Raw genomic sequence first — 26,999 nt, forward strand, 5'->3', positions numbered from 1 at the left:
TTTAATTAGCTTGCTTTTTTTTTATCAAATATTTAATTTTTCTTAAGAGCACATCTTTATCATATGGCTTTCCTAAATAACTGTTTATTCTTCTTTGTTTACAATATTGTTCTTCTTCTTTAGAAGGATGTTTAGATAAGATCATTATTGGAATTTGCTTAAAATTTTCAAAATCTGAATGTCTTATATAACGTGCAGTATCCAAACCGTCCATTGTTGGCAGTTTAAGGTTAAAAATAGCGATATCGAATGGTTGTTTATGAAGTTCTTCTACAACGTCGTCTCCTGTTTCTACTATTACAACATCGAATTTTTTAGACTTACTTACACTCTCTAAAAATATAGCTTGATCTCTTTTTGAAGGTTCAGCCAAAAGAATTTTAAATTCATAATTAGCTGTTGTTTTATTAGTTTTTGTAATATGCTTATCTTCTTTTTGATTTTTGTCAATTTCAAAATCTAAAGTAACAGTAAAGGTTGTGCCTTCACCTAACGTACTATTAACCTCAATAGTTCCATCTAGTGCATTTACTAATTCTTTAACAATGGCAAGACCTAAACCAGAACCATCATTTCTTATTTTATTACTTACTTGGTAAAAACTTTTATAAATAACTTCTAGCTGATCTTGTTCAATACCAATACCAGTGTCTGTAATACTAAATTGAATAGTAGCTTTATCTTTAGTTAATGTTTTACATACTACATTTAAATCTATACTACCTTGTTCTGTGAATTTTATGGCATTACCAATAAGATTACTAGCTATTTGAGCTAATCTGTATTTATCTGCAATAACATATTTAGGGCATTTTTCATCAATTTTATAATTGAGTTTTAATCCTTTTTTCTCACATTTTTTTGTGTATATGCTTATAATTTCGTCGAACTCATTTAATAAATTATAACGTATAGAATTGATAGTGAAATGACCAGATTCAATTTTAGAAATATCTAAAATTTCATTAATCATAACTCTTAGTTTTTCATTTGTATTCTTAATTATATTCAGATTATAACGTTGACTTTGCTCTAAATTTGAGTCTTCTAATAATGCTGTAAAACCACTTATTGTATTTACAGGCATTCTTATTGCATGAGTGAAGTTAGCAATAAAGTCATCTTTAAAAGCTTCCTTTTCTTTTAGTAAATAATTAATATGGTAATAAAGTTGCGATTTTATTTCTGCTTCATTTCTAAGCTGCGCGACTTTTTGGTATAGTATATATTGTTCTGTTAAATCTTGAAAAACGAAAACTGCATGTTCATCCTCTGTATTTAAAATGCCATCTACAGTTCGTGTGTTTTTACCAATAGTTAGATTAATGCAATCAAAATTATATTGCTTATTTGTGGTATTTAATAAAGGGATAATAGTATCAAAAAAAGGATGTAAATCACTTAAGTGTTTTCCTTTACTATCAATAAACAAATCAGATTCAGAGTCAATTATGATACCTTGTTTGTTAATTAAGAGTATTTGGTTTGTTTGTTTTTTGTGAAAAAAATTGTAGTTAGTAAGCATTAATTAAGGAACAAGCGATATTTATTATACTAAATAAATATACACTTTTTTTTATAATAGTATAGATTAGAGGAAAAGTGCTTATTCTAAGTGTTTTGCAATTATTTCTAAAAGCTGATTTTCATCAAAAGGTTTTTTCAACACCTCATTAATTCCTGCCTTTTTATATAGTTTTAAATCTTCTTTAAAAACTTTAGCAGTCATAGCAATAATTGGTACTTTTCTTTGATGAGGTTCAGGAAGTTTTCTTATTTGTCTAGCTATTTCGTCTCCTCTATGTTCTTTAAGTTTTATATCCATTAAAACAAGATCTACTTCATTATCATAGTCTACCATTCTAGTTAGTACTTCTTCTGGTTTAGAAACAATATCTAAGAAAAATTGACCACGAGTTGCAAGTATTTTAAGTACGGATAATTGAATGATTTCTGAATCCTCTACAAGTAAAATATTATATTTTTTAGAAGGATTAAACACAACTTTAGTTGCGTCTATTTCTTTAGTAACTTTTAATGAAGGATTTGAAATGAAATTTATATTTGTAGAAAAAGTTGACCCTTTACCATAGTTTGAAACGACCTTAATTTTACTATTTGTTAATTCTACCAAATATTTTACAATAGCTAAACCTAAACCAGTTCCTTTGTACGATTCATTTTTATTTACTTGATTGAAACTGGTAAAAATATCTTCAAAATTTTCTTCTTTAATACCTATTCCTGTATCTATAATTTCAAAATGTATACTAGCTTTTTGTGCTCTTATTTGGTTTAGAGAAACATTAAATGTTACACTACCATTATGTGTAAATTTAATAGCATTATCTAATAAATTAGTAATTACCTGTCTTAAACGTTTAGCGTCACCTCCAATAACTTCTGGTAATTTATGATCGTAATTATAGTTGAACTCTAAACCTTTTTGCTTAGCCTTAATCGTGTAATTAAATTTTATTTCGTCTAGCAGTTTTTTAAAATTAAAAGGCTCGATACTTAAATCTAGTTTACCCGATTCAATTTTAGAAATATCTAAAATGTCATCAATCATTTTCTTTAAAAAACTAGAAGTAGAGTTAAGAATTTGTATATAATCCTTCTGTTTTGGGTCTAATTTTGTTTTACTTAAAATATTAGAAAATGTAAGTATACCGGTTAAAGGATCACGTAATTCATGACTAAAATTAGCAATAAATGTATTTTTAAAAGCCTCTTTTTCTTTTAAATAAGTATTTTTAAGTTCAAGGATTTGAGAATTAATAACCGATTCATTTCTTACTTGAGCAGTCGTTTGGTAATTATTATAGTGCGTCGTTAAATCTTGAATTACTAATAAGGGCTTTTTATTATTTTTAAAGGTTTGTAAAATAATATCTGATATGATTTCTTTAGATTCAATATTTAGATGTACACATGAAAATATAGTTTCTTTTTCTATACTTTCTCCTAAAATAGGAATAATGGTTTCAAAGAAAGGGTGTATGTCAGAAATGTTCTTTTTCTCAAAATTTTCAAATAAGCCATTGTCAGATTCTAAAACTAATCCATTAGGCTCTAATACAGAGTATTGTATTACTGGTTTTGTGTATTTTTGTTTGTATTCTTCGAGCATTTTTGCTGACTTTGATTTTTCTAAAGAAGCGATTCAGCTAATTTAGAAAAAAGAAAATCAACTTGGTTTCCTGTTTTTGCACTAACGTATAAATCCGTTAAACGACCAAAATTATCGTTGTTCTCCTTTAAAAAAGCTTTTGTTACTAAATCGTTCTTGTTTCCAACAACTTTTATAGGCGTATTTTTTTGTTTTTCTTTTAAGAAATCTATTTCAGCTTGAAGGTTTTCATATGTAGCTGGTCTAGTTACATCGTAAACATAAATAAAAGCATTGGTACCTATTAAATAAGATAGTCGTGTATTATTTATATCATCGTTGCCTTCTAAATCCCATATAACGAGAGATACGTCTGTATCCTTTTCTGGAATTTCTACATTCTTTTTAAAGATGTGTACTCCAATAGTTACTTTGTAGTTTTCAGAAAACGTGTTTTCTACAAAACGTCTAATTAGGGAAGATTTTCCAACACCAAAATGACCTAGTAAAACAATTTTTTTTGAGATTTTCATTACTGAAATATACTTTTATTTTTATAGAAATTAAGGGTTTCGGTATATAAATTTATTACTGAAATATTTCTATGTATATGGTTAAGAGTAAGCCAAAAATAGTAAAAGACACATAATTATATGTCTTTTATAGAATTTATTTTTACTTAAAATACTCTTTAAGCTTTTTAGAGAAAACAACTTTGTCGTCAATATCCTCTTTGTTAATATAATTTTGTGCGAAATCTAGTAGCCTATCTTCTAATCTACTTTTAAAAATAGCATTATATGCACCTGAAATTACTACGGCAATATAATATGATGAGAAATTTTGTAGGTGAATATGAAACAAATCGTACTCAATATATTGTAATTCTTGTTCCTCTTTTTCAAAAGCATCTTCAGCAAAACTTTTAATAGCTGTGAGCATTCCAGCCACCATATCTTCATCAATTGCTTGTGTTTTAGAATATTCAGAAATAATTAAACCAGAACCTTTTTCTATAACCATGATTTGCTCAATCATAGGTTGTGCTAATTCTTGTAATATTAAATCACCTTCACTAACTCCTGTTTTTTTAGATTTAAATTTTCTTAAGAAACCTTGAAAAGAGAAAGTAGAGTTTATTTTATTATTTATCTGCTCAGATAAAATTCTCATTTCTTGTTGTACATATTTTTTTATCATCTTTCCAATTATTGGAAATAATGCTTCTACAACGGCATCTTGAGAGTTTTTAATTTCAGATTTTAATGTTTCAGTTATTGTTGGTCCTAAAGTTTTAGGCATTTCTGAAACAAAATCTTCTAATTTGTCATCTATAATAGGATTAACACGTTCAGATAATTTTTTTTGTTTTTCAAGAATTTCTTCTAAAACCTTGAGTTTTTTCTCAACTTTTGCGGCATACTCTCTTTCATCTGTTAATAAGATGTCTTTTAAAATAGAAAGTTTTTCGTCTTGATTCATGGCGTGAGAATCAATTAATTACTTATTTTCTCGCCAAGTTTTATAAGTAAATCACCAAAAAGTCTGCGGTCTAATTTTTTATCATCTAAAGCTTCGGCTTTATCATCTAGAGTGTTTTCAAGCTCAGTAATTCTAATATTAATATCTGTACTAAGGTTGTCTATATTTTGAAGTAATTCAGCTTTAACATCATCTATCAAGTTCTCAAGTTCTTTTTTCTTACTTAAGATATCTTGTTTTACAGCTTCAAACTCATGATTGTATTCTTGTATGTTTTCACCAAAAATAAGTTGTTTAATTGCATCAATTTTAGATGATGGATCTGTTGCAATTATATCTTCGGTTTTGCTTTTATCGTTCTTTGCCATTAATGCATAGTTGTTAAGATTATTGTAAAAATAACAAAATAATTAGATAACTAAGTTTATTATTCTGCGTTTTGCATGAATTCTTCAGCTTTTTCAACCATGTTTTTACTTCCGCAGAAAAAAGGAACACGTTGATGAAGTTCTGTTGGTTCGATATCTAAAATCCTAGTAAAACCATCGCTAGCTTTACCATTAGCTTGTTCTGCTAGGTATGCCATTGGATTACATTCGTATAGTAAACGTAATTTTCCATTAGAATTTTTTGAACTTTTAGGATAGATATAAATACCGCCTTTTATCATATTTCTATGAAAATCTGAAACCAAACTACCAATATATCGAGATGTGTACGGTCTATCATCTTCATCTTTTTGGCAATATTTAATATAGTCTTTTACACCTTGAGGAAAATGATTGTAATTACCCTCGTTTACAGAATAAATATTTCCGTTTTCTGGGAATTGCATGTTAGGGTGTGATAAATATAATGTGCCTAATGCAGGATTTAAAGTAAATCCATTTACACCATGACCAGTAGTGTAAACTAGCATTGTAGATGTACCATATACTACATAACCTGCAGCAACTTGTTGATTGCCTTTTTGCAAGAAATCTTCAAGAGTAACTGGAGTCCCAACTGGAGTAACACGTCTGTAAATTGAAAAAATAGTTCCAACAGAAACGTTTACATCTATGTTAGATGAACCATCTAATGGGTCGATTAAAACCACATATTTATTTTGATTGTTTTCATCTTGACTATTTATTGAAATAAAATCATCTTCTTCTTCACTAGCAATACCACATACAATATTCCTGTTAGTTAATGTTTGGATAAACTTTTCGTTAGCATAAACATCTAATTTTTGTTGATCTTCTCCTTGTATGTTTGTATCTCCAGCTGCGCCAGTAATATCTACTAAACCAGCTTTATTTACTTCATGGTTTACTACTTTAGCAGCCAAACGTATGGAGTTAATAAGTCTAGATAACTCGCCAGAAGTATATTTAAATGACGATTGGTTTTCAATAATAAATTCTCCTAGTGTTTGATTTTTTCTAGACATATATGTAAGTAGTGTTATTTTGCAAATATCGTATTTTTTTAAAAATTACACTGTCTTACTAAGAGGTAAATATTTAAACGTTCGTAACTTTAAACTATATTTGAGTATTAAATAAAATATTATGAGTTTTTCTATTCGTTTAGCTACTAGAGAAGATGTAAAAAGTATTCATGATTTAATTGTTGAATTAGCAGTTTTTGAAAAGGAACCAGATGCTGTAGAAATTACAGTAGAAGATCTATTAAATGATGGTTTTGGTGTAGATAAAAAATTTGTATGCTTTGTAGCAGAACAAGAAACTAAAGTGGTTGGTATTGCTTTAGTATATTCACGCTACTCTACATGGAAAGGTTCTGTTTTACATTTAGAAGATTTAATAGTAAGCCAGAGTATGAGAGGTACAGGTTTAGGTACTGCTCTTTTAAACGAAGTTGTAAAATATGCTTCTAGATTAAAAGTTAAGCGAGTAAGTTGGGAAGTGCTAGATTGGAACGAGCCAGCTATTAAGTTTTATGAGCAAAAAGGAGCCAATGTAATGAGAGATTGGGATGTAGTACAATTAGATGAAGAAGGAATTAAAAATTATTTGAACGCTATTTAATGAGAATATTCAAATTTGGAGGCGCATCAGTTAAAGATGCAGATGGTGTAAGAAATGTTATTAAAGTATTAGAAAAAGTAGGTTATAAGAATACTCTTATAGTGGTTTCTGCTATGGGTAAAACCACAAATGCATTAGAAATAGTAATTGATAAATATTTAAACAACAAAAAAGAATTAACTAACGCACTTCTTAAAGTTAGAGACTACCATAGTGATATACTTATAGATTTATTTGCTAACAAGCAAGATCCAGCTTTTAAGGTTGTAAATAACCTTTTTGAAGAATTAGAGCAATTTTTAAAATTAAATAAATCACCAGATTATAATTTTATTTATGACCAAGTTATTGGTTATGGAGAATTAGTATCCACAACAATTATTAGCCATTATCTAAATAATAATGGAATTGAAAATAAATGGCTTGATGTAAGAGAATGTATTAAAACAGATAGTTATTATAGAAGATCAAATGTAAATTGGGATATAACTCAAAGCTTAATTTCAACTAAAATAAAACCTAATACTTTTTATATTACCCAAGGTTTTTTAGGCAGTGATAAAAATAATTTTACAACTACTTTGGGTAGAGAAGGAAGTGATTATACTGCAGCTATTTTTGGATATTGTTTAAATGCAGAAAGTGTTACTATTTGGAAAGATGTTCCTGGGGTTTTAAATGGAGATCCTAGATATTTTAAAAATACACAACTATTAAATACAATATCTTATACAGAAGCTATAGAATTGGCTTTTTATGGCGCTTCTGTAATACATCCAAAAACACTTCAACCATTACAACGAAAAGAAATTCCGTTACACGTTAAATCTTTTTTAAATCCTGAAAACAATGGTACGATAGTAAATAAAACAAAAGGGATTACACCACAAATACCTTGTTTTATTTTAAAACAAAATCAAGTGCTATTGTCATTATCTACGTTAGATTTTTCTTATGTAGTTGAAGAAAATATTAGTGAAATATTTAATTTATTGGCATTATATAAAATGAAAGTAGATGTTATTCAAAACTCTGCGATTAGTTTTTCTGTATGTATAGATAACACATATAATAATCTTGATAAATTACTGTTGCATTTAAAAGCAAAATTTAAAGTAACTTGCCATGAAAATGTATCATTATATACTATTAGGCATTATGATGATATTGCAATAAGAGCGTTAGAACAAGGTAAAACCGTACTGCTTAAGCAGTTATTTCAACAAACAGTACAGATTGTAACTCAATAATCTATTGCTTACATTTGTAGGCATTAACCACTAAAAAATAACATGGCATTAGTAACCGCAAAAGAAGTTTCAAAAGCAATAAACCTAGACAAGTATGGTGTACTTGGTACTTTTTTTGGATGGCTATTAATGAAGATTTTAAAAATATCTACATTAAATAAAATCTATAATCGTAATAAACACTTAAACGAAGTTCCATTTTTAGATGCTATTTTAGACGAGTTTCAAATTAAGTTTGAAATCCCTGAAGAAGACTTAAAACGTTTGCCTAAAGATGGTGCTTACATCACGGTATCTAATCATCCATTAGGAGGGATTGATGGCATTTTATTATTAAAATTAATGTTAGAACAGCGTGATGATTTTAAAATTATAGCCAATTTCTTGTTACATCGTATTGAACCGATGAAACCTTATATAATGCCTGTTAATCCATTTGAAGATCGTAAAGATGTTAAGTCTAGTATTGCTGGTTTTAAAAATGCAATAATGCATTTGCGAGATGGTCATCCATTAGGTTTATTTCCTGCTGGTGAAGTTTCTACTTATAAAGACGGGAAATTAATGGTTGATAAACCATGGGAAGAAGCTGCTATGAAATTAGCTCAAAAAGCTAATGTACCAATAGTTCCTATTTATTTTCATGCGAAAAACAGCAAGTTATTTTATAAACTGTCTAAGATTAGTGATACGTTTAGAACAGCAAAACTGCCTTCTGAGTTATTAACCCAAAAGAAAAGAACAATTAAGGTTAGAATAGGTAAGCCTATTAGTGTTAAAGATCAAAACGAATATCAAAATTTAGAAAATTTTACAGATTTTGTTCGCCGAAAAACATATATGTTATCTAACGCTTTTGAAACTAAAGAAAAAACAATTAGCTCTATTTCTTCTAGTTTGAAAGTTACTAAAACACCTAAAGCAATTGTTACTCCTGTGAGTTCTAAGGTTATGCAGGCAGAAGTAGAAGCACTTAAAAAAAATGATAGACGTTTATTAGAAAGTAAAAACTATGAAGTGTATTTAACTCCTGCTAATGAGATTCCTAATATTATTAGAGAAATTGGTAGGTTAAGAGAAATCACTTTTAGAGAAGTTGGAGAAGGAACTAATGAAGCTATAGATTTAGATAAATTTGATAGTTACTATAACCATATGTTTTTATGGGATAATGAAGCTAAGTTAATTGCTGGAGCTTATAGAATGGGATTAGGATCTCAAATTTTTGCTGCATTTGGTATAGATGGTTTTTATCTTCAGGATTTATTCCGTTTTGAGCCAGAATTGCATAAAATGATGAGCGAGTCTATAGAAATGGGGCGTGCTTTCATTATAAAAGAATACCAGCAAAAACCGATGCCTTTGTTTTTACTTTGGAAAGGTATAGTACATACAACTTTACGTCATCCTGAACATAAATATTTAATAGGAGGAGTAAGTATTAGTAATCAATTTTCTAACTTTTCTAAGTCTTTAATGATTGAGTTTATGAAATCTCATTATTATGATCCATATGTAGCCCAATATGTTCGCCCCAAAAAGGAGTTTAAAGTTATTTTAAAAGATGCAGATAAAGATTTTGTATTTGATGCAACTGAAGCCGATTTAAATAAATTTGACAAAATTATTGATGAAATTGAACCAGGAGCATTAAGACTTCCTGTACTATTAAAGAAATATATTAAGCAAAATGCAAAACTAGTAGCATTTAATGTAGATCCATTATTTAATAATGCGGTAGATGGCTTAATGTATATTAAAATTGCAGACTTACCAGATAGTACTGTTCGTCCAGTAATGGAAGAATTTCAGGCAGAATTAGAACGTAAATTTTCTGAAAACCAATGAAAAGAATAGTTGCTTTTACTGTATTTTGTATTGCAACATTTATATCAAGTTATGGTCAAGAATATTTTGGGAAAATATTAGATTCCAAATCTAACGAACCTTTAGAAGGTGTTTCTATCTATTTTGATGGCACTACAATAGGTACTACTACAAATTATTTAGGAAAATTTAAAATAGAAACGAAGCAATCTATAGAAGCATCATTAGTTGTTAGTTTTTTAGGGTATAAAACGAAAGTTTTAAATAAAGTAGATTTAAAACAAGAAGAACTTATTGTTTATCTAGAGGTAGAACCAATGACTTTAGCAGAAGTCGTAATAGAAGAAGATAATTGGTCCAGAGAAAAAAAATGGAAGTATTTTAAGCAGGAATTTTTGGGTAAAACTCTAGCAAGTAATCAATGTAAATTTCTAAATTCTAAAGATATAAGATTGGTTTATAGTAAAAGTGAAAATAAATTATTTGCTTCATCTAAAAATCCAATACAAATTATAAACAAATCTTTAGGTTACAGAATAGATTATAATCTTGTTGATTTTGAAATTGTATTTATTGGTAATAAGAACTTTATAAGAGTAGAAAGAGTTTATTATAGTGGCACTAGTCAGTTTAGAGAGATTAATGAAAAAAAGATAAAAAAGAAGTATGTTAAGGCTAGAGAGAATGTCTATAATGGCTCTTTTTTACATTTTATGAGATGTATAGCTAATGAAAGTTTAGCTGAAAATAAATTCCAACTTTATATTAAACCAGAGCCAAGAAGTAAACAGTTTGTTGGAATATCTCCTACGGCAGTATTTAAAACAAAAAAACTTAAAACGAAAGAGACAGAAGTTATTATAAATAGAAGAGGTAAAATTACAATAATGTATAAAGGGTTTAGCCAATCTGGAATTACACTTGAAGATGAAGAGACTACTTTCAAGATTGATGGCTATGGCAACTATTATCCAATATATAAATTACTTGTTAGTGGTGAGTTTGGTAAGAATAGAATTTCTTCAATGCTTCCTTCTAACTATGGTATAGATTAACAAAACATAAAAAGAATTTACTTTAAAGCTTAGAGCAATTTACTTGAGTCTTTACAAAAAAGTCATTTACTAATCTTCTACATTCGTTTAATTTATCTTGATTTATGCTATAGAAAAGATTTTTGCCTTTTATCTTTTGCTTTAATAATCCTGTTTTTCTAATCTCAGCTAAATGTTGTGAAATAGTTGGTTGTGCTAAACCTATAGCTTTAACTAACCTATTACAATTACAATCTTTATGTTCACTAATATATTGTATAATAGATACTCTTGCTGGATGCCCTATTACCTTAGTGTAATTAGCAATTTGGTTTTGTTGATCGCTAAAGATGTGTTTTTTTGTAAATCCCATTTTTTTTAATTTAAAAGCGTGATATTGCAATATTACAATAATTTTAAATAATAAAAAACCTAAGTATGAAAACTTAGGTCTTTACTTACATTATTTTATTTTCCAAAAAGCCTCTGGAAGAAATTCTTCGTTTTCTTTGTTGTTTCTTCAATTACCTCTTTAGCATCATCTGCAAAATCTTCTAATTTTTCTCCTGCTTCACTAGCCATTTCTGAAGCTTTAACTTTAGCTTTGTCTAAAGCTTCTTTAGCATCATCAATCATTTCTTTCCCATCTTCATTAATAAAAGCAGTAGTTTTTTGTTTTGCTTTTTCATATGCTTCTTTTGCATCTTCTTTTAAATCATCAAACTTTTCTTCAGCTTCATGGGCTAATTCAGACGCTTTAGCTTTTGCATTATCCAGAGCTTCCTTGGCATCTCCTTTAATAAACTCTTCAGCTTTATTTTTTAAATCACCTAGTTTTTCCTTTGCTTCATCAGCAATTTCAGAAGCTTTATCTTTCAAATTATCTATAGATTCATTTGAGTTATCTGTTACCTCAGATGCTTTGTCATCTAAAGCTTCACTTGTATTTTCTACAGTATCTTCAATATTTTCTTCTAAATTGTTGTTTTCTTCAGACATGATTTAATTGTTTTATTATTTATTATAGGTTAAATATAAAGCAAATCTGTTACAATATTTATAAAAAAGCTTTATCTATAGGTTCCCAAAGTTCAATTTTATTTCCATCATTATCTAAAATCCAACCAAATTTTCCATAATCATATTCTTCTATCTCTCCTATAATAGTTACGCCTTCTTCTTTTAAAGTAGCTAATAATTTAGGTAAATTTTCTACTCGATAATTAAACATGAAGTCTTTTTTTGAAGGCTCATAATATTTTGTGTCTTCTTGAAAAGGAGACCATTGTGTAGAGCAATCATTACCTTCTTTGTCTTTCCACCAAAAGGTACAACCATAATCGTCTGTATTAAAACCTAAATGTTTTTTATACCACGCTTTAGTTTGTTTAGGGTCTTTGGTTTTAAAGAATAAACCACCAATTCCTGTTACTCGTTTTTTCATTTTTATTTCTTTTTTAGAACTGATTCATATATGTCTATCCATTCCTCAACACTCATTTTACCTAATAACTCTTCAATTAAACTATAAGGGATATCTTCTATTTTTTTAAATCTTACACAGCTTTTACCCATGTCTAATTTGTATTTACAGTGTTTTGGATATTCTCCAACAAACCAATCATATAATTCTTTCTTAGCATACATGCCAGAATGATATAAGGCTATAAAGTTTTTTTGTGAAGCTAAATTAATAAAAGGTAAAGGAGGAAAAGGTTTGCAATGATAACCATTTGGATAAATAGATTTTGGAACATAATATGCTAACATTCCATAACCCATTCCTGCTTCCAAACCTTTTGGCATATGTTTTATAATAAGGTTGTTTAATTTTGTAATTGGTTCTTTTCTATCTTCTGGTAGTTGACTAATGTAATCTTCTGGAGAGTCTGCTTTGTACTGCATAATCGTTTATTTTTATTTGCGTTGTAAAATTAATGATGATATTAAAGATATAATAAATCCTATAATAACGACAGAGGAAAACATTATGAAAGCCATAAACCCCGATCCACCATAATCTGCCATTTGTTGTGTTAGTTTTGTTTTTTCAATTTCAAATTCTTCTGCAGATAATGTAGATTTCATTGTTTCTAATGTTTTATCTAAATATTCTGTAGCAAAGTCAGGATTAATTACTGTAGTGTATATATAATCTATAATACCAAAACCTATACCTGCGAATAGTGAAATTAAGACTCCTATTTTTAAAGCTTTGCCAAATGAAACAATGCCATTATTCTCTTTGTCTCTGTAGTGCTTAATCCCAAAGAAAACAAAACTTAATGAAGCTACCATTGTTGTATATCCTACAATCTCTTGAGCAGAATAATTTAATGATTTTCCAAGTGTTAATGCTAATAAAAATAATATGGCTGCAGTTAATAACCCATAAACACCATATCTAATGACTGTATTTTTCATAATCTATATTTAGTTAAAAATTAGTTATTCAAAAGTAGAATGATACTTGAAAAAATGACTCATACTAAAGTACCAAATGGCTTGTACTTTAGTCTAAAAATATAAATTTTATAGAATTTTTAAACTTTTTGCAATTTGAATGGCTTGTGTACGTCGTTTAGCATTTAATTTTAATAATAAATTTGAGACATGAGTTTTTATAGTACTTTCTGAAAGAAATAATTTCTCTGCGATTTCTTTATTTGATAAACCTTCAGAAATAGCTTGTAAAACTTCATATTCTCGTTTGGTGATTTCTAATTCTTTAATCTTTTGATGATTAATTTCTAGAACAGGTAATACTATTTTGTGCAAGCTTTTTTTATTAAGATAGATCCCAATAAATAGAAAGACAATGGCTACTAGAATAATAACAATTTCTACATTAAAATTATGAGACGTTAAGGTGAATTTGCTTATTTGAAATAAGGTTAAAATAGCAACAATTAGTAATCCAAAAACAAGAATAGTTTTTTTCATTAGCAAAAGTTCATTTTTATTTTATCTACAATTGTTTGCGCCAGTTTTTCTTTACTTTCTATTGTCCATCCCGCAACATGTGGTGACAATAAAACGTTATGAGATTGTATTAAATAGCGAAAGGCCTGCGGCATTTCTTCACCAGCTCTAATATTATTTTTTTTGAATAAATTTTCGAAAGACGATTTTTCATATTCCAAAACATCAAGTCCAGCACCTATAATTTTACCAGATTTTAGAGCAGAAACAAGATCTTTGGTAATTACGCTTTTTCCGCGAGCTGTATTAATGAGCCAAAAAGAGTTTTTAAATGAATTTATAAAATCCTCATTAATCATTCCAATAGTTAATGGTGTTTCGGGTGTGTGAAGACTTAAAATATTAGCTTTTTGTTGTAACTCTTCTAATGAAACTTGCTTGGCATCTTCATTACCAACGTTGTCTTTTATATCATAGCAAAGTACTTTAACATCAAAACCTCGTAATTTTTTTGCAAAAGCTTTTCCCATGTTTCCATAGCCTATTAAACCAATGGTTTTGCCATCCAATTCGAGTCCACGATTATCTTCACGTAGCCATTTTCCTTGCCTAACTTCTCTATCTGCTTTATTAAGTTTATTAAACAATGATAATAGCATTGCTAAACTATGTTCTCCAACTGCATTTCTATTGCCTTCAGGAGCAGCAATAAGAATTACACCTTTTTTTTGAGCATAGTCACAATCAATATTTTCTAATCCAGCACCAACACGACCTATAAATTTTAAGTTTTTTGCAGCATCTATAAAGTCTTTATCTATTTTAAATCGGCTTCTTATAATAAATCCATCGTATTGATGAATGATTTTTTGAATAGCCTCTTTAGAATCTACATAGTTTTCATGATTACTAAAGCCTAAGGCATTAAGTTGATTAATTAACAACGAATGGTTAGCGTCTAAGTGAAGAATTTTCATAGTTATATCCAAGGATATTCGGTTTGTGTTTTTTCGTCTTTTACATTTCCAGTATGAGCTGTATTGAGTTTTTCGAATAATAGTAAATGGACTTCTTCTTCATTTTTTGTCATAGGATTGTGTTCAACCCCTTTTGGTACAACTATAATTTCACCTTCATTTACAATTTCTGTTCGGTCTCTAAACTGCATGTATAATGTGCCTTTTATAACTTGAAATAATTCATCTTCATCATCATGACTATGCCATACAAACTCGCCTTTTATTTTGGCTAAAATGACTTGCATATTGTCTACAGTTGCAATGCGATGTGGATGCCATTGTTTAGTAAAGGCGGCGTGTTTCTCTTTTATGTTAATGGGTTTCATAGCTTAATACATTATGTGTGAGTATAAATTTACGACAATTTGTATTAGTGTAAAACTTATATGTTTATCGTATTTTTCTATTTAATAAAAGGAAAGTGTTTTTTTGATAGAAAGGTTATATTCCTAAAATAAGTTTTGCAATCCAGAAGTAGATTAATATTCCAAAAATATCATTACTAGTAGTTATAAATGGGCCAGTTGCTATGGCTGGGTCTATTCCCTTTTTATCTAAAAATAGAGGAACAAATGTACCAATAAGACCTGCTATTATAATGACAACAACTAAGGAAACAGAAATGGCTAATGCTGTTAGGAAATCTCCTTTTGTAGCCCAGACAAAACCAAAAAGAAATAGGGCAAGAATGACACCATTAAGTGCAGCTAAAAGCATTTCTTTTATTAAACGATTATTAATACTGCCTTTAACATCATCATTAGCTAAACCTTGAACAATAATAGCGCTAGATTGTACTCCAACATTTCCTGCCATAGCAGCAATTAAAGGTGTGAAGAAAAAAAGAACAGCATACTTCTCGAAAGAACTTTGAAAACCTTCCATTATAATAAAAGCTCCAATACCTCCAATCAAGCCTAAAAATAGCCAAGGCAAACGAGCCTTAGTTAATTCAATAATACTATCATCTGCTTCTACATCTTGGGTAATACCAGCTGCAAGTTGGTAATCTTTATCTGCTTCTTCTTTAATAACATCTACAATATCATCGATAGTAATACGGCCTAACAGTATTTTATTTTCATCGACTACAGGAATAGCTTCCAAATCATATTTCTGCATGATTTTTGCAACATCTTCTACATCTTCAAAAACTTTTACATAATCTACTTTAGGTATGTAAACAGTAGAAATATGTGCTCTTGGTGATGCCATTAATAGATCTTTTAGAGACAAACGACCTATTAATTTTTCAGCTTCATCAACAACGTAGATAGAATGTACTCGGGTTACATTTTCTGCTTGAGCTCGCATTTCTTTAACACATTCTGTAACGGTCCAATTTTCGTTTACACTAACCAACTCTTTAGCCATTAGACTACCAGCAGTATTCTCATCATAAGTTAGTAATTCTTGAATTTCAGCTTTATGTTCTTCATCTTCAATTTGAGAAATTACAGCTTCTTGACGTTCTTCTGGAAGTTCTGCAATAATATCTGCTGCATCATCTGTGTCTAGTTCTTCAACTTCTTCGGCAATTTCTTTTATAGATAGTGAAGCAAGAATTTTTTCTCGATCATCATCATCCATTTCCATAAGGATATCGGATGTTTTTTCACTATCTAAAAGCTTAATAATGTAGGTAGATTGTTCAGTTTTTAACTCTTCAAGAATTTCGGCAATATCTGCATGGTGGTAGTCATTTAGTAATTCAAGAATCGTTTTATCATCTTGAGAGTTTACTAAAAGTTCTACCTTTTCAATAAGTTCATTACTTATTTTGAATTGGATATTTTTATCTTGTTCTTCCACCTAAAAATTTAATTTTCGCTATCGTTTTGTATTAAAGTTGTAAGTTCTATAAACGCTTGAACATTTAGTTGCTCTGGACGTTTGCCAAATATAACATTTGCTTTTAATTTATCGCTTAGATTGAATGTTTTTAAACTGTTGCGCAATGTTTTTCTACGCTGTTGAAATGCTTGTTTTACAACTCTAAAAAAGAGTTTTTCATTACATGGTAAACTGTAATTGTCTTTACGTATTAATCTTAAAACTCCTGAGTCTACTTTTGGCGGTGGATTAAAAACAGTAGGAGGAACAGTAAATAAGTATTCTGCATCGTAAAAAGCTTGTGTAAGTACAGATAAAATACCATAGACTTTGCTACCCTCTTTAGAACATATACGTTTTGCAACTTCTTTTTGAAACATTCCAGAAAATTCTGGAATTTGGTCGCGTAATTCTAATGTTTTAAAAACAATTTGTGTTGAAATATTATAAGGAAAGTTACCAATAATTGCTAATGGCTCTTCTTTAAAAGTCTCATTTAAATTGTATTTTAAAAAATCTTTTTCTAATATTCTTGGAGCAAGATTTAGATAATTATTCTTGAGGTATTCTACACTTTCAGTGTCAATTTCAATAACATAAGTTGTTACTGGCTTTTTTAGAAGATATTTAGTTAAAACACCCATTCCTGGACCAATTTCTAAAATATTTTTATAACCATTTAATGTTAAGGTGTCTGCGATGTCTTTTGCAATAGTTTCATCTTCCAGAAAATGCTGACCTAAAAACTTTTTTGCTTTTACTTGATGAGAATTGTTTTGTTTTTGTGCCATTAGTTTAAGTTAAAGGTGAATTAACTAAGATAAGTTTTTAACAGCCTATATTAGTTCAGGAATGATGACTATTTACTTATTTAAAGTCTACTGTATATTCGTCAATAATTTCTAATTCAGTTCTAAAAGCTAAAGATTTACCAGCAAATTTAGACAAGCCTTCTGCTCGTAAACGATCTGCATCATCTTTATAATAAGCCTCTAACGATTCTCTTGAGTGCGCTCTATATTGAATAGAATAAGTCTGTCCACCCATTTCTTCCTCAATTAAAACTTTAGTCAATTTTGCTTCTTTGAATTTGCCGGTTGCTAATACTCTAGGTATATGTTCTTTTATCCATACTATCCAATCATTATGTATAGTGTCATCTACATTAACTGTAACATTGTATATGAGCATAATTTATTAATTATAATATAATAAGCAAAGGTAAGATTTTACTCTTAATCTAATTGTAAATGAAAATGTATTACTTAATTTATAGCATCGCCACGAAGTGCACGGTATTTTTTTCGAGCCTCAACAAAATAAATACTATCTGCATGATTAAAAATAATAGATTCGTATAGTTCTTTAGCTTTTTCAGTTTGCCCTAACTTATTAGCATAAATTTCGGCTAAGGCATAGATTGCATCATCAATTAAAATGCCTTCATTATAATTTTTAATTATAGCTTCGTAATTATTTTTTGCCTTTTCAAATTCTTGTTTGTCTTCAAATAATTGTGCTTGTTTTAATAAGGTTTGAGGTATAATAGCTTCAGTTTTATGATTTTTTAATATGCTTGACAATATAGATATAGCTTCATTTTTTCTGTTTTGAAATGCTAACAGATCTGCTCTTGCATAACTTTTTAATGCTACTTGTAAAGAATCATCAAGTTTGTTATCTGAGATAAGTAATTTTAAATCTAATGCATCATTGGCTGTTAATTGAGAGGTTGATTTTTTTAATATTTTTAATTGGGATTCTGCCCATTTAAAATCGCCTTTATAGTAGCTGGTTTTTGCGACTTTAAAACGAGCTTCTTGTGAAATGGGACTATTTTTTAAACTACGTTGTATTTGCGTATAATAAATTAAAGCTTCATTAAATTTTTCTTCCAAAACTAAAATATCACCTAATTCTAATTTAATTTTTGCAAGTAAATAACTTCCTATGCCAAGCTTTAAACTGTCTTTTAAATAAGTAATGGCATCACTAGTATTATTTATATAGAAAGCTAGAAAATGGGCATAAGCAATTTGTAGATCTATAGTTCTGCCGTTTTTGCCAAATTCATTTAATAATGTTTTATATCTTTTATTTATAGCATTGTATTCTTCTTTAGTAGCTTGCTCTGTTTCTATTTTTAGAAGATTATAATGAGCACTTATTTTAATGTCAATATCTTGTGTGTTTTCTATTATAAACTCATAAACTTCTTTAGCTATTGCTATTTGTTTTTGGTTATATGCAATATTTGCCAGTTCTTCAACACGATTTAAAGATTCTAGTTGTCGTTTATATATTGCTTTTTCCTGAATAAATGCTTTCTTATAATCTTTTTGCTGAATAAATAGCCAGCTTAACATTTCATTCCAAAGTAAATTAGGTGATGTTTGAATTTTTTTAAGTAAAATTTTTCTTAAAATAATATTGTTATTATTATCACTATTCTCGCTTATAAATGTGCTAAATTCTCGTTTTATTCTATTGATGTAACTTTCGTTAATTTCTGAAAAATTAATATAACTATTAAACATTTTTTCAATATTACCTTGTTCTCCATAAATACGAGCCAATTGCATATTGAAATTTAAAGCAGGTTTCAATGCCATTGCTTTTTCATATGTTACAATAGCTTGTTTTAAAAGTGAGAAGCTTTCAAAACTTCTCCCTACACTATAGGCATTATTGGCATTCTTGTCTAAAGTAGCAATTGCTTTATTGTAATTTAGCGTTGCATTAATAGTGTCTTTTTTTAAGCTAAAATTGTAACCAAGTTCTACTAAGTATGGTGGATATTCATAACGAATTAATTCAGTAGTTAGTAATTTTTCTGCTTCAGTAAATTGTTCTAATTGCTGATGTGTTTTAATAAGCTGATAGAAGTAATTTCGATTTTTATTGTTTTTTGCGTAGAGTTTTTTGTAAGAGACTAGCGCTTTTTCAAAGGCTCCGTTTTTAAAGTATTCTTTAGCTAAAATATCATCTTGAGAAAAGGTATTTAAGCTAGATAAAAAGAATAAAAGAAATAAAATTCGCATAGTCATGATTTGTGTAAATATAGCAAATGTTATGCCTAAATAAAACACAAAAAAATGCCTGAACTTAACCAGGCATTAGCCAATCTAAATAAATGTGCTATTAATCATATATTTTACATGATTCAATTACTTGATTGGGGTATTGGTAAAATTATTTGTTTGCAACAATAGTTGTATTCAATTGCGATTTTAATTCATCATATTCTGAAGAAAAAACCACAGTGGCTACAATAATTAGCGTTGCAAGTAGGAACAAGCGCTTAATGTTTTTCATATAAGTAGGGTTTATTATGGATTCTAAAAGTCATAATAAAATCTAAATAAAAAAAACTAATAAGCAAAAAATCGTCAAACAACGTGTTTTTTTAACATTTCGTCGATTTAAAAATGTGTTTCAATTTTTATTCAATTGTAGAGAATCCTGTATAAGGAACTAAAACATCAGGAATAGTTATACCATTTTCAGTTTGATAATTCTCTAAAATACCAGCTAAAACACGTGGTAATGCTAATGAACTACCATTTAATGTATGCGCTAATTCATTTTTACCATTACTATTTTTAAAACGTAGCTTTAAACGATTAGCTTGATAAGTTTCAAAATTAGAAACACTAGATATTTCTAACCAACGATCTTGTGCAGTTGAAAACACTTCAAAATCGTAAGTCATTGCAGATGGGAAACCAGTATCTCCACCGCATAAACGTAAAATTCTATAAGGTAATTTTAGCTCACGTAAAATGGTTTTTATATGTTCAATCATTCCATCAAATGCTTTATAAGAATTATCAGGATGCTCCACACGAATAATTTCTACCTTATCAAATTGGTGCAATCTATTTAATCCGCGAACATGAGCTCCATAACTTCCTGCTTCACGCCTAAAGCATGGTGTATAGCCGGTTATTCCTATTGGTAAATCTGCTTCATTTAATAGTACATCTCTAAAAACATTTGTACCTGGTACTTCAGCCGTTGGAATTAAATATAAATTATCGCGAGAATCATGATACATTTGGCCTTCTTTATCTGGTAATTGACCAGTACCATAACAAGACGCTTCATTTACTAAATGTGGTAGCTGATATTCTGTATAACCAGCATCAGTATTCTTGTCTAAAAAGTAGGCAATTAAAGCACGTTGTAATCTAGCACCTTTCCCTTTGTATACAGGAAAACCAGCACCAGAAATTTTATTCCCTAGTTCAAAATCAATAAGGTCGTATTTTTTAGCTAAATCCCAATGTGGCATCGCATTTTCATTCAATTTTGGGATGTCTCCTTCAGTAAATATCTCTTCGTTATCCGCTTCGCTATTTCCTGCAGGTACAGATGTGTGTGGTACGTTAGGGATTTGATATAACAACTGAGTTAAAGCATCTTCTTTTGAGTTTAACTGTTCTTTTAGTGTTTTTTCATTATTCTTTAAAAGTGTCGTTTTTTCTTTTAGAATATTGGCTTCTGCAGCTTTTCCAGATTTATATAAGTTACCAATTTCTTTGGAGATTGAATTAGATTCTGCTTTAGTATTGTCTAATTCACTTTGTAAAGCTCGTCTCGCTTCATCAACAGCAATCACTTCATTTACAATAGTAGTAGCATCAAAATTTCTTTTTGCTAAACCAGTGATAATTGCATCTTTGTTTTCTCTAATAAATGGTACTTGTAACATAAATTTTATTTTGGACGTTATCTAAAGGTCAGGCTATTCGCTAAATCTTTTTGTGGAAAAAACAAAAAGCATATTGCCATAATTATGTAGCAATCACGATGTATTACTCAATATATTTATGAGTAATCCTTAACGCAAGGGTATAACTTCAATTTAAAGACGTAAAAGTAGTAAGATTTAGTGTGTTGTAAAATAAAAAGTGTGCCTATTTTGAAGGCAATATCCAATCATTATGTTTAAAGATATTCCATTTGGCATTTGCCATGTCTACTTCTGGGTTAATTAATTGCCTGTGAGGCTTGCCATTTACACTAACATATGCATTAACATAAATTGAAATATCCTTCCCTTTTTCTTTATATTCTTTTTTTAAACGCTGTGCAAATTGCCATATAACATCAGGTTTAGAACTTGCTAATCTTATTTGTTTTTTTGAGAGATAATGCTTAAGATTAACTCTTATTTCTTTTTTGGATTCTTTGTCTACAATTTTATAAGTTGTGGTACTCGTTTTAGAACGTAACATCATTCGCCAAGACATTCTATGGCCTTCTTCTGTCCATAATACATTATCTTCTATAAAATGATGGCGTAGAGGTAATGCAATTTGTATTACAAAATAGATAGAAGCTAGTGTAATTAAGACAGGTTTGTATTTAGGTACTATTACTTTAGAATCTGTATATAACTCTTTCTTTTTTAGAAAAATATTTTTAACAGTTTTTGGTTTAAAAAAGAATAAACAAAATGCTAAAGATAGATATGGAAATACACCAACTTGAAATACTATGGAATTAAACAAATGAAAAAAGATCGAAGCAAAAAAAGCATATTTTCTTGTAGGTTTAAATAACAATAATGGAATAATTAACCCATCAAATAAAATGCCTCCATAGCCTACCAAGTAAGGCATAAAATCATTTTGTAGAAAACCTCCTATTATGGGATAATTGATTTTGCCTTGCATTAATAATTTAGGAACTGTTAAATCTATCCAATCTGGATACATTTTAGCAATAGAAGCATAAGAATAAAGAATGAACAATTGTAATATAAATATCCATTTACACCAACTAGGCATCGAATTTTGTTTTATACTAGGATTATATTTAACATCTAATGACGCATATTTATTTGCAGGTAGTAAAACCATAATTGCGCTCAATAAGATTAATAAATAATAATGATTGTTATAAGACGCTTTTTGCATAAAATAAACACCACACCACATTAATGTGAATGCAATAGTGCTCATTGTATATTTGTAGCCTAACATAATTAGGAAACCAAAGAGCCCCATTATTATATAATAAACATACATCCAGTTTCCTGGTAAAGGTTGTAGCCATTCAAACCCAATAAAAGAAAAGGTGAATTTAGGATCAACTAAAGTTCGTGTTATCCAACCAGTAAAAATAGCTCCAACCGATTCTAAAAAACATAGTAATCCAAAAATAATCCTGAAGACTATTAATGCACTATTATCTATATGTTTAAATAGAAATTTATTGAGCATAATTATTAATAAATGTTAAAGCATTAATTTTATCCTGTTTTAGTTGTTCTTTTAAAACATTAACCGATTCAAATTTTTCTTCATCTCTAAGTCTTTCTAGCAATTCAACATTTAATTTCACATCATATAATGTTGTTTTCCAGTTAAAAAAATGAGCTTCAATAGTTTGCAATTTGCCATTTACTGTTGGATTGGTACCTATATTCATCATGCCAAAAATAGTATTGCCTTCAATTTTAGTTTTTACAACATAAACACCTTCTTTAGGAATAAGTTTATAGGTTTCATCTATTTCAATATTAGCAGTAGGGAAGTTTAAGGTTCTACCTATACCATTACCTTTAACAACATGACCACTTAACATAAACGGATACCCCAAATAAGTGTTTGCAGTTGTAATATCTCCTTCAAACAAGGCTTTTCTAATTTTTGTAGAGCTTACAGCAACATCATTAATATCTTGAGCAGTTATTTCTTCAACTTCAAAACCATACTGTAATCCAAAGGATTTTAAATCTTCAATATTTGCAGATCGATTTCTTCCAAAATGATGATCATATCCAATAATAACATGCTTTGCTTTTAATTTTTTTATAAGAATATCTTCAACAAAAGATTTAGCTGTTAATCTAGAGAAGTCTTGAGTAAATTTTTCAACTACCATATTCTCTAACCCAAAACCTTTTAATAAAGTTTCTTTTTCCTTCATTGTATTAATAAGCTTAATATTTGCATCTTTTTGTAAAACCATTCTGGGATGTGGGAAAAACGTTAATATAGTTGGTTTTAATGATTGCTCTTTACCAACAGTAACAATACGCTTAATGATTTTTTGATGCCCAATATGTACACCATCAAAAGTGCCAATTGTAACAATGGTGTATTTGTTATCAGAATTTTTAGATTTCAAGCCTGTTTATTTATGAAATACAAAAGTATAAAAAGACTAACTAAATTCGTTTCTATAATATGAAATTATAAAAACTACTTGTTGTTTTATTAGATAAAACCTCCTTAGATTAGTATTATTTTAATTTAAATATCTAGTAATAATACATTTAGTATAATTATGTAAACTATAGTAATAATAATATTTAATCTATAACCTATAGGCTATATAGGGTATAATTATGCGGTAGATTTAGTTAATTTTTTTCGATTTTCTCACAAATAAAAGCTAATTTTGAGTTTATTTATAAAATCTCTCACAATTATGAAAACAAAATTACATTATGTTTTGTCATTGGCAATCTTGCTATTTGCCAATAGTATATTAGCGCAAGATAATATATGGTCCAAAACAACATTTAAAGACGGTACTCAGGGTATTTCATTAAAAAACCTTGACAAGGATAATTCGGAAGTTTTCCAATTTAATATTGAAAGTTTCAAGCAACAACTACAAGGCGCGCCATTAAGAAATGCATCTCAGGGTAGATCTAATACCATTGTTTCTTTTCCAAGTATAGATGGTAAAATGCAAGAATTTAGAATTGTAGAAACTCAAATTTTCTCTTCTAACGATAATGCTGCAGATCACCCAGGTATTAAAACATATTTAGGTTCAAGAGTAGATAATTCTGGAACTAGAGTAAGATTTAGTGTGACGCCTTTAGGGTTAAAGGGAATGATTTCTGAACCAGGAAAAGAAATGGTTTATATTCAACCAGTTACTAAAGTATCTAATGGGCAGTACCTATTATATAATAGAACAGCAAAATTAAATTCTTCTGATACATTCGAATGTTTAACAGAAGATATAGAAATCACTAAGCGAATTGTTAGTAGTGAAGTATCTAGAGATGCTAACGATCAATTATTAAGAACTTTTAGAATGGCTTGTTCTGTAACTCAAGAATACACAAATTTTTGGGATGATGGTAATGCAGCTAATGGAGATAATAGAGCAGATGCTTTAGCACAAATGATTTCAACTTTAGATAGAAACAATGAGGTGTTTGAAGTAGATATGGCGATTACATTTGTTTTAGTTGATACAGCAGATGATCCAGCTTTAGACTTAATTTATTCACCATCGGTTCCAGATCCTTATGGAGGGAATTTAAATGGAGATTTACAAACAAATTTAACGGCAACCGTAGGAGAAGCTGATTATGATATAGGTCATTTACTAGCATTTGCGGGAAACAATGGAAATGCTGGATGTATAGGATGTGTATGTGAAAATGGAAAAGGATCTGCTTTTTCTGCTCACCAATTTACAGACAATGATGGCGGTCCATATATGGCAGACTTTTTTGATATAGATTATGTACCGCATGAAATAGGTCATCAAATGGGAGCAAATCATACTTGGTCATTCAATTCAGAAGGAACTGGAGTAAATGCAGAGCCTGGTAGTGGAACAACTATTATGGGTTATGCAGGTATTACAGGCGGAAGTGATGTTCAAGATCATAGTGATCCTTATTTTCACTATTACAGTATTTCACAAATATTAGATAATGTAGCTAATGCTCCAAACGATTGTGCGGTAACTACAGCAATAACAAATAATCCTCCAGTAGCAGATGCAGGAGCGGATTTTGCGATTCCAAACGGTACAGCTTTTATATTAAAAGGAGCTGCAACAGATCCTGATGGAGGAGACACTTTAACATATACTTGGGAGCAAATAGATGATGGTGTTGTGCCTAATACTGTTTTTGGACCAACAAATGGATCTGGAGCAATGTTTAGATCTCGTCCGCCGAGTACATCACCAGATAGATATATGCCTTTATATAGTAGGGTTTTAGCAGGTCAATTAACAGAAGATAATCCTGTTGAAACTGTAGCGAATACTTCATGGGAAACTGTGGCAACTGTAGGGAGAACATTAAACTTTGCATTAATAATAAGAGATAGGTCAGAAGCTGGAGGCGTTGGTCAAACACCGCAAACAGATTTTGATACTATGGTAGTAACTGTTGAAGGAGGCGCTCCTTTTACAGTAGTGACTCCACCAGCTTGGGGTAGTGGAAGTGCCCAAAATGTATTATGGAATGTAGGACCTACTGATAATGCAACTATTAATTGCCAAACCGTAAATATTAAATTTTCTACAGATGGAGGCGCTACTTTTCCTACTACATTAGCAGCAAATACACCTAATGATGGGACAGAAGCTATAACTGTGCCGGCAGTAGCAGATACTAGTAATGCAAGGATTTTAGTAGAAGCTGCAGATAATATTTTTTATGCATTATCTGAAACATTTGATATTTCAAGTGCCCCTTCATTTGCATTAAATAATGCAAATGGTGCTCAAAGCGCTTGTGGTATAGATTCGGTAACTTATGATGTTGATTTCTTTACTGTAAATGGTTTTTCTGAGACTACAACTTTTAGTGCTGCAGGAAATCCAGCAGGATCTACTGTAATGTTTTCTCCAACTACATTAAGTGCAGATGGAACTACGACTATGACTGTTTCTGGATTAACGGGAGCTACTGCAGGAGACTACACTATTGTAGTAACTGGTATGTCTGCTTCAGAAACTAAAACAGTAGATGTAATGCTTACAGTTGTAGATGGTTTGTGTGCTTCAGTGGCTAACACAACTTATCAAACAAGTACAACATTAGTTCAGTTTGGTTCTATAAACAATGCTTCTGGAAAACCTTCAGGGTATAGTGATTATACTGCTATGTCAACAGATGTAGAGCAAGGTATGTCATATCCAATTACAATTAATCAAAATACAGATGGTAATTATACTTGTGTTAGTACTGTTTGGGTAGATTGGAACCAAAACTGTGTTTTAGAAGCAAGTGAGGCCTATGATTTAGGATCTGCAACTAATACACCAGATGGACCAACAAGTAATTCACCATTATCTATTATGGTACCATCAGATGCTGTGGTAGGGAATACAATAATGAGAGTAACAACTAAGTATCAAAATGCTCCTACTGCTTGTGAAAATGGACATGATGCAGAGGTAGAAGATTATACTGTTAATGTTACAGCTGCGCTTTCTGTTGATGAATTTAGTCTTAATGGCTTAAGTATTTATCCTAATCCAAATAATGGTTCTTTTAATGTGAAATTGAATACTACTTCTAATAGTAATATAGAAATATCTGTATTTGATATTAGAGGAAGAAGAGTATTTGATAAGCGCTACACTAATACTTCTGATTTTAACGAAGTTGTTAATATTGGAGATGTAGAATCTGGAATGTATATGTTACAAATTTCTGATGGTGCTAATACGCAAACAAAGAAAATAGTAGTAAAATAATTATCACA

General features: G+C 29.5%; 27 protein-coding genes. 5 read left to right on the forward strand and 22 right to left on the reverse strand.

The features are described 5' to 3' along the window. Position 1: 1 nt before the first annotated feature. From Q0997_RS03845 to fbp, 6 genes are all read right to left on the reverse strand, one after another. On the reverse strand, positions 2 to 1,525 hold the full coding sequence (locus Q0997_RS03845; protein WP_299884753.1) for an ATP-binding protein: 1,524 nt from the start codon (positions 1,523 to 1,525) through the stop codon (positions 2 to 4). An 81-nt stretch (positions 1,526 to 1,606) separates the two neighbouring features. Then, positions 1,607 to 3,133: an ATP-binding protein gene (locus Q0997_RS03850; protein WP_299884756.1), complete on the reverse strand. Its 1,527-nt coding sequence runs from the start codon at positions 3,131 to 3,133 to the stop codon at positions 1,607 to 1,609. 20 nt (positions 3,134 to 3,153) lie between these two features. After that, positions 3,154 to 3,645, reverse strand: a complete 492-nt coding sequence (locus tag Q0997_RS03855) for a Rab family GTPase (RefSeq protein WP_299884759.1) — start codon at positions 3,643 to 3,645, stop codon at positions 3,154 to 3,156. A 142-nt stretch (positions 3,646 to 3,787) separates the two neighbouring features. Beyond that, complete coding sequence (locus tag Q0997_RS03860; protein WP_299884762.1) at positions 3,788 to 4,594, reverse strand: cell envelope biogenesis protein OmpA; 807 nt, start codon at positions 4,592 to 4,594, stop codon at positions 3,788 to 3,790. A gap of 14 nt (positions 4,595 to 4,608) precedes the next feature. Then, positions 4,609 to 4,962: a fructose 1,6-bisphosphatase gene (locus Q0997_RS03865; RefSeq protein WP_299884765.1), complete on the reverse strand. Its 354-nt coding sequence runs from the start codon at positions 4,960 to 4,962 to the stop codon at positions 4,609 to 4,611. 59 nt (positions 4,963 to 5,021) lie between these two features. Then, complete coding sequence (gene fbp / locus Q0997_RS03870) at positions 5,022 to 6,029, reverse strand: class 1 fructose-bisphosphatase (protein WP_299884767.1); 1,008 nt, start codon at positions 6,027 to 6,029, stop codon at positions 5,022 to 5,024. A 121-nt stretch (positions 6,030 to 6,150) separates the two neighbouring features. Here fbp and Q0997_RS03875 point away from each other — a divergent pair, with 121 nt between their 5' ends. From Q0997_RS03875 to Q0997_RS03890, 4 genes are read left to right on the forward strand one after another with little or no spacing between them, the layout of a single operon-like run. After that, entirely contained in the window at positions 6,151 to 6,630 is a 480-nt protein-coding gene (locus Q0997_RS03875; protein WP_299884770.1) for a GNAT family N-acetyltransferase, read from the forward strand. After that, positions 6,630 to 7,880, forward strand: coding sequence for an aspartate kinase (locus Q0997_RS03880; protein ID WP_299884772.1), 1,251 nt, complete (start codon positions 6,630 to 6,632; stop codon positions 7,878 to 7,880). The genes Q0997_RS03875 and Q0997_RS03880 overlap by 1 nt, the downstream gene beginning before the upstream one ends. Positions 7,881 to 7,922: 42 nt before the next feature. Then, on the forward strand, positions 7,923 to 9,728 hold the full coding sequence (locus Q0997_RS03885) for a lysophospholipid acyltransferase family protein (protein WP_299884775.1): 1,806 nt from the start codon (positions 7,923 to 7,925) through the stop codon (positions 9,726 to 9,728). After that, on the forward strand, positions 9,725 to 10,762 hold the full coding sequence (locus Q0997_RS03890) for a carboxypeptidase-like regulatory domain-containing protein (protein WP_299884778.1): 1,038 nt from the start codon (positions 9,725 to 9,727) through the stop codon (positions 10,760 to 10,762). Before Q0997_RS03885 ends, Q0997_RS03890 begins: the two co-directional genes overlap by 4 nt. Before the next feature lie 22 nt (positions 10,763 to 10,784). Here the strand turns inward: Q0997_RS03890 and Q0997_RS03895 are convergent, their stop codons facing one another. The 16 genes from Q0997_RS03895 to Q0997_RS03970 all read right to left on the reverse strand — a co-directional run bounded on the left by Q0997_RS03895 (position 10,785) and on the right by Q0997_RS03970 (position 23,655). Then, positions 10,785 to 11,114, reverse strand: coding sequence for a helix-turn-helix transcriptional regulator (locus Q0997_RS03895; protein WP_299884781.1), 330 nt, complete (start codon positions 11,112 to 11,114; stop codon positions 10,785 to 10,787). A gap of 95 nt (positions 11,115 to 11,209) precedes the next feature. Further along, positions 11,210 to 11,740: a hypothetical protein gene (locus Q0997_RS03900; RefSeq protein WP_299884784.1), complete on the reverse strand. Its 531-nt coding sequence runs from the start codon at positions 11,738 to 11,740 to the stop codon at positions 11,210 to 11,212. A gap of 58 nt (positions 11,741 to 11,798) precedes the next feature. Further along, positions 11,799 to 12,185 carry a VOC family protein gene (locus Q0997_RS03905; RefSeq protein WP_299884787.1) on the reverse strand — a complete coding sequence of 129 codons (387 nt, stop codon included), beginning with the start codon at positions 12,183 to 12,185 and terminating at the stop codon, positions 11,799 to 11,801. A gap of 2 nt (positions 12,186 to 12,187) precedes the next feature. Then, a complete protein-coding gene (locus tag Q0997_RS03910; RefSeq protein WP_299884790.1) occupies positions 12,188 to 12,646 on the reverse strand; it encodes a DUF1801 domain-containing protein in 459 nt (152 codons plus the stop codon). Positions 12,647 to 12,658: 12 nt separating this feature from the next. Further along, the gene (locus tag Q0997_RS03915) at positions 12,659 to 13,165 is read right to left on the reverse strand and encodes a DUF4199 domain-containing protein (RefSeq protein WP_299884793.1); all 507 of its coding nucleotides are present in this window, start codon (positions 13,163 to 13,165) and stop codon (positions 12,659 to 12,661) included. A gap of 108 nt (positions 13,166 to 13,273) precedes the next feature. Next, positions 13,274 to 13,684 carry a response regulator transcription factor gene (locus Q0997_RS03920; RefSeq protein WP_299884796.1) on the reverse strand — a complete coding sequence of 137 codons (411 nt, stop codon included), beginning with the start codon at positions 13,682 to 13,684 and terminating at the stop codon, positions 13,274 to 13,276. Beyond that, the gene (locus Q0997_RS03925) at positions 13,684 to 14,640 is read right to left on the reverse strand and encodes a 2-hydroxyacid dehydrogenase (RefSeq protein ID WP_299884799.1); all 957 of its coding nucleotides are present in this window, start codon (positions 14,638 to 14,640) and stop codon (positions 13,684 to 13,686) included. Before Q0997_RS03925 ends, Q0997_RS03920 begins: the two co-directional genes overlap by 1 nt. A gap of 2 nt (positions 14,641 to 14,642) precedes the next feature. Further along, positions 14,643 to 15,008, reverse strand: a complete 366-nt coding sequence (locus Q0997_RS03930; RefSeq protein WP_299884802.1) for a cupin domain-containing protein — start codon at positions 15,006 to 15,008, stop codon at positions 14,643 to 14,645. 115 nt (positions 15,009 to 15,123) lie between these two features. Next, entirely contained in the window at positions 15,124 to 16,494 is a 1,371-nt protein-coding gene (gene mgtE / locus Q0997_RS03935) for a magnesium transporter (protein ID WP_299884805.1), read from the reverse strand. An 8-nt stretch (positions 16,495 to 16,502) separates the two neighbouring features. After that, positions 16,503 to 17,306, reverse strand: a complete 804-nt coding sequence (gene rsmA / locus Q0997_RS03940; RefSeq protein ID WP_299884808.1) for a 16S rRNA (adenine(1518)-N(6)/adenine(1519)-N(6))-dimethyltransferase RsmA — start codon at positions 17,304 to 17,306, stop codon at positions 16,503 to 16,505. A gap of 76 nt (positions 17,307 to 17,382) precedes the next feature. After that, on the reverse strand, positions 17,383 to 17,706 hold the full coding sequence (locus Q0997_RS03945; protein WP_299884811.1) for a DUF4286 family protein: 324 nt from the start codon (positions 17,704 to 17,706) through the stop codon (positions 17,383 to 17,385). Between the two features lie 74 nt (positions 17,707 to 17,780). Beyond that, the gene (locus tag Q0997_RS03950; RefSeq protein WP_299884814.1) at positions 17,781 to 19,556 is read right to left on the reverse strand and encodes a tetratricopeptide repeat protein; all 1,776 of its coding nucleotides are present in this window, start codon (positions 19,554 to 19,556) and stop codon (positions 17,781 to 17,783) included. A gap of 151 nt (positions 19,557 to 19,707) precedes the next feature. Continuing rightward, positions 19,708 to 19,830, reverse strand: a complete 123-nt coding sequence (locus Q0997_RS03955) for a hypothetical protein (RefSeq protein ID WP_299884817.1) — start codon at positions 19,828 to 19,830, stop codon at positions 19,708 to 19,710. 127 nt (positions 19,831 to 19,957) lie between these two features. Continuing rightward, positions 19,958 to 21,229 (reverse strand): serine--tRNA ligase, encoded by a 1,272-nt coding sequence (gene serS, locus Q0997_RS03960; protein ID WP_299884820.1) that lies wholly within the window; start codon positions 21,227 to 21,229, stop codon positions 19,958 to 19,960. A gap of 205 nt (positions 21,230 to 21,434) precedes the next feature. After that, entirely contained in the window at positions 21,435 to 22,745 is a 1,311-nt protein-coding gene (locus Q0997_RS03965) for an HTTM domain-containing protein (protein WP_299884823.1), read from the reverse strand. Beyond that, positions 22,735 to 23,655, reverse strand: a complete 921-nt coding sequence (locus tag Q0997_RS03970; protein ID WP_299884825.1) for a bifunctional riboflavin kinase/FAD synthetase — start codon at positions 23,653 to 23,655, stop codon at positions 22,735 to 22,737. Before Q0997_RS03970 ends, Q0997_RS03965 begins: the two co-directional genes overlap by 11 nt. A 303-nt stretch (positions 23,656 to 23,958) precedes the next feature. Between Q0997_RS03970 and Q0997_RS03975 the strand changes: the two genes are divergently transcribed. Continuing rightward, the gene (locus Q0997_RS03975; RefSeq protein ID WP_299884828.1) at positions 23,959 to 26,991 is read left to right on the forward strand and encodes a reprolysin-like metallopeptidase; all 3,033 of its coding nucleotides are present in this window, start codon (positions 23,959 to 23,961) and stop codon (positions 26,989 to 26,991) included. The last annotated feature ends 8 nt before the right edge of the window (positions 26,992 to 26,999 follow it).

It is taken from the genome of uncultured Lacinutrix sp. (genome assembly GCF_947500325.1).
Classification (GTDB): domain Bacteria; phylum Bacteroidota; class Bacteroidia; order Flavobacteriales; family Flavobacteriaceae; genus Lacinutrix.

Coding starts and splice junctions, on each gene's coding strand:
- Q0997_RS03845 (WP_299884753.1), bottom strand. CDS start 1,525: ATGCTTACTAACTACAATTTTTTTCACAAAAAACAAACAAACCAAATA.
- Q0997_RS03850 (WP_299884756.1), bottom strand. CDS start 3,133: ATGCTCGAAGAATACAAACAAAAATACACAAAACCAGTAATACAATAC.
- Q0997_RS03855 (WP_299884759.1), bottom strand. CDS start 3,645: ATGAAAATCTCAAAAAAAATTGTTTTACTAGGTCATTTTGGTGTTGGA.
- Q0997_RS03860 (WP_299884762.1), bottom strand. CDS start 4,594: ATGAATCAAGACGAAAAACTTTCTATTTTAAAAGACATCTTATTAACA.
- Q0997_RS03865 (WP_299884765.1), bottom strand. CDS start 4,962: ATGGCAAAGAACGATAAAAGCAAAACCGAAGATATAATTGCAACAGAT.
- fbp (WP_299884767.1), bottom strand. CDS start 6,029: ATGTCTAGAAAAAATCAAACACTAGGAGAATTTATTATTGAAAACCAA.
- Q0997_RS03875 (WP_299884770.1), top strand. CDS start 6,151: ATGAGTTTTTCTATTCGTTTAGCTACTAGAGAAGATGTAAAAAGTATT.
- Q0997_RS03880 (WP_299884772.1), top strand. CDS start 6,630: ATGAGAATATTCAAATTTGGAGGCGCATCAGTTAAAGATGCAGATGGT.
- Q0997_RS03885 (WP_299884775.1), top strand. CDS start 7,923: ATGGCATTAGTAACCGCAAAAGAAGTTTCAAAAGCAATAAACCTAGAC.
- Q0997_RS03890 (WP_299884778.1), top strand. CDS start 9,725: ATGAAAAGAATAGTTGCTTTTACTGTATTTTGTATTGCAACATTTATA.
- Q0997_RS03895 (WP_299884781.1), bottom strand. CDS start 11,114: ATGGGATTTACAAAAAAACACATCTTTAGCGATCAACAAAACCAAATT.
- Q0997_RS03900 (WP_299884784.1), bottom strand. CDS start 11,740: ATGTCTGAAGAAAACAACAATTTAGAAGAAAATATTGAAGATACTGTA.
- Q0997_RS03905 (WP_299884787.1), bottom strand. CDS start 12,185: ATGAAAAAACGAGTAACAGGAATTGGTGGTTTATTCTTTAAAACCAAA.
- Q0997_RS03910 (WP_299884790.1), bottom strand. CDS start 12,646: ATGCAGTACAAAGCAGACTCTCCAGAAGATTACATTAGTCAACTACCA.
- Q0997_RS03915 (WP_299884793.1), bottom strand. CDS start 13,165: ATGAAAAATACAGTCATTAGATATGGTGTTTATGGGTTATTAACTGCA.
- Q0997_RS03920 (WP_299884796.1), bottom strand. CDS start 13,684: ATGAAAAAAACTATTCTTGTTTTTGGATTACTAATTGTTGCTATTTTA.
- Q0997_RS03925 (WP_299884799.1), bottom strand. CDS start 14,640: ATGAAAATTCTTCACTTAGACGCTAACCATTCGTTGTTAATTAATCAA.
- Q0997_RS03930 (WP_299884802.1), bottom strand. CDS start 15,008: ATGAAACCCATTAACATAAAAGAGAAACACGCCGCCTTTACTAAACAA.
- rsmA (WP_299884808.1), bottom strand. CDS start 17,306: ATGGCACAAAAACAAAACAATTCTCATCAAGTAAAAGCAAAAAAGTTT.
- Q0997_RS03945 (WP_299884811.1), bottom strand. CDS start 17,706: ATGCTCATATACAATGTTACAGTTAATGTAGATGACACTATACATAAT.
- Q0997_RS03950 (WP_299884814.1), bottom strand. CDS start 19,556: ATGCGAATTTTATTTCTTTTATTCTTTTTATCTAGCTTAAATACCTTT.
- Q0997_RS03955 (WP_299884817.1), bottom strand. CDS start 19,830: ATGAAAAACATTAAGCGCTTGTTCCTACTTGCAACGCTAATTATTGTA.
- serS (WP_299884820.1), bottom strand. CDS start 21,229: ATGTTACAAGTACCATTTATTAGAGAAAACAAAGATGCAATTATCACT.
- Q0997_RS03965 (WP_299884823.1), bottom strand. CDS start 22,745: ATGCTCAATAAATTTCTATTTAAACATATAGATAATAGTGCATTAATA.
- Q0997_RS03975 (WP_299884828.1), top strand. CDS start 23,959: ATGAAAACAAAATTACATTATGTTTTGTCATTGGCAATCTTGCTATTT.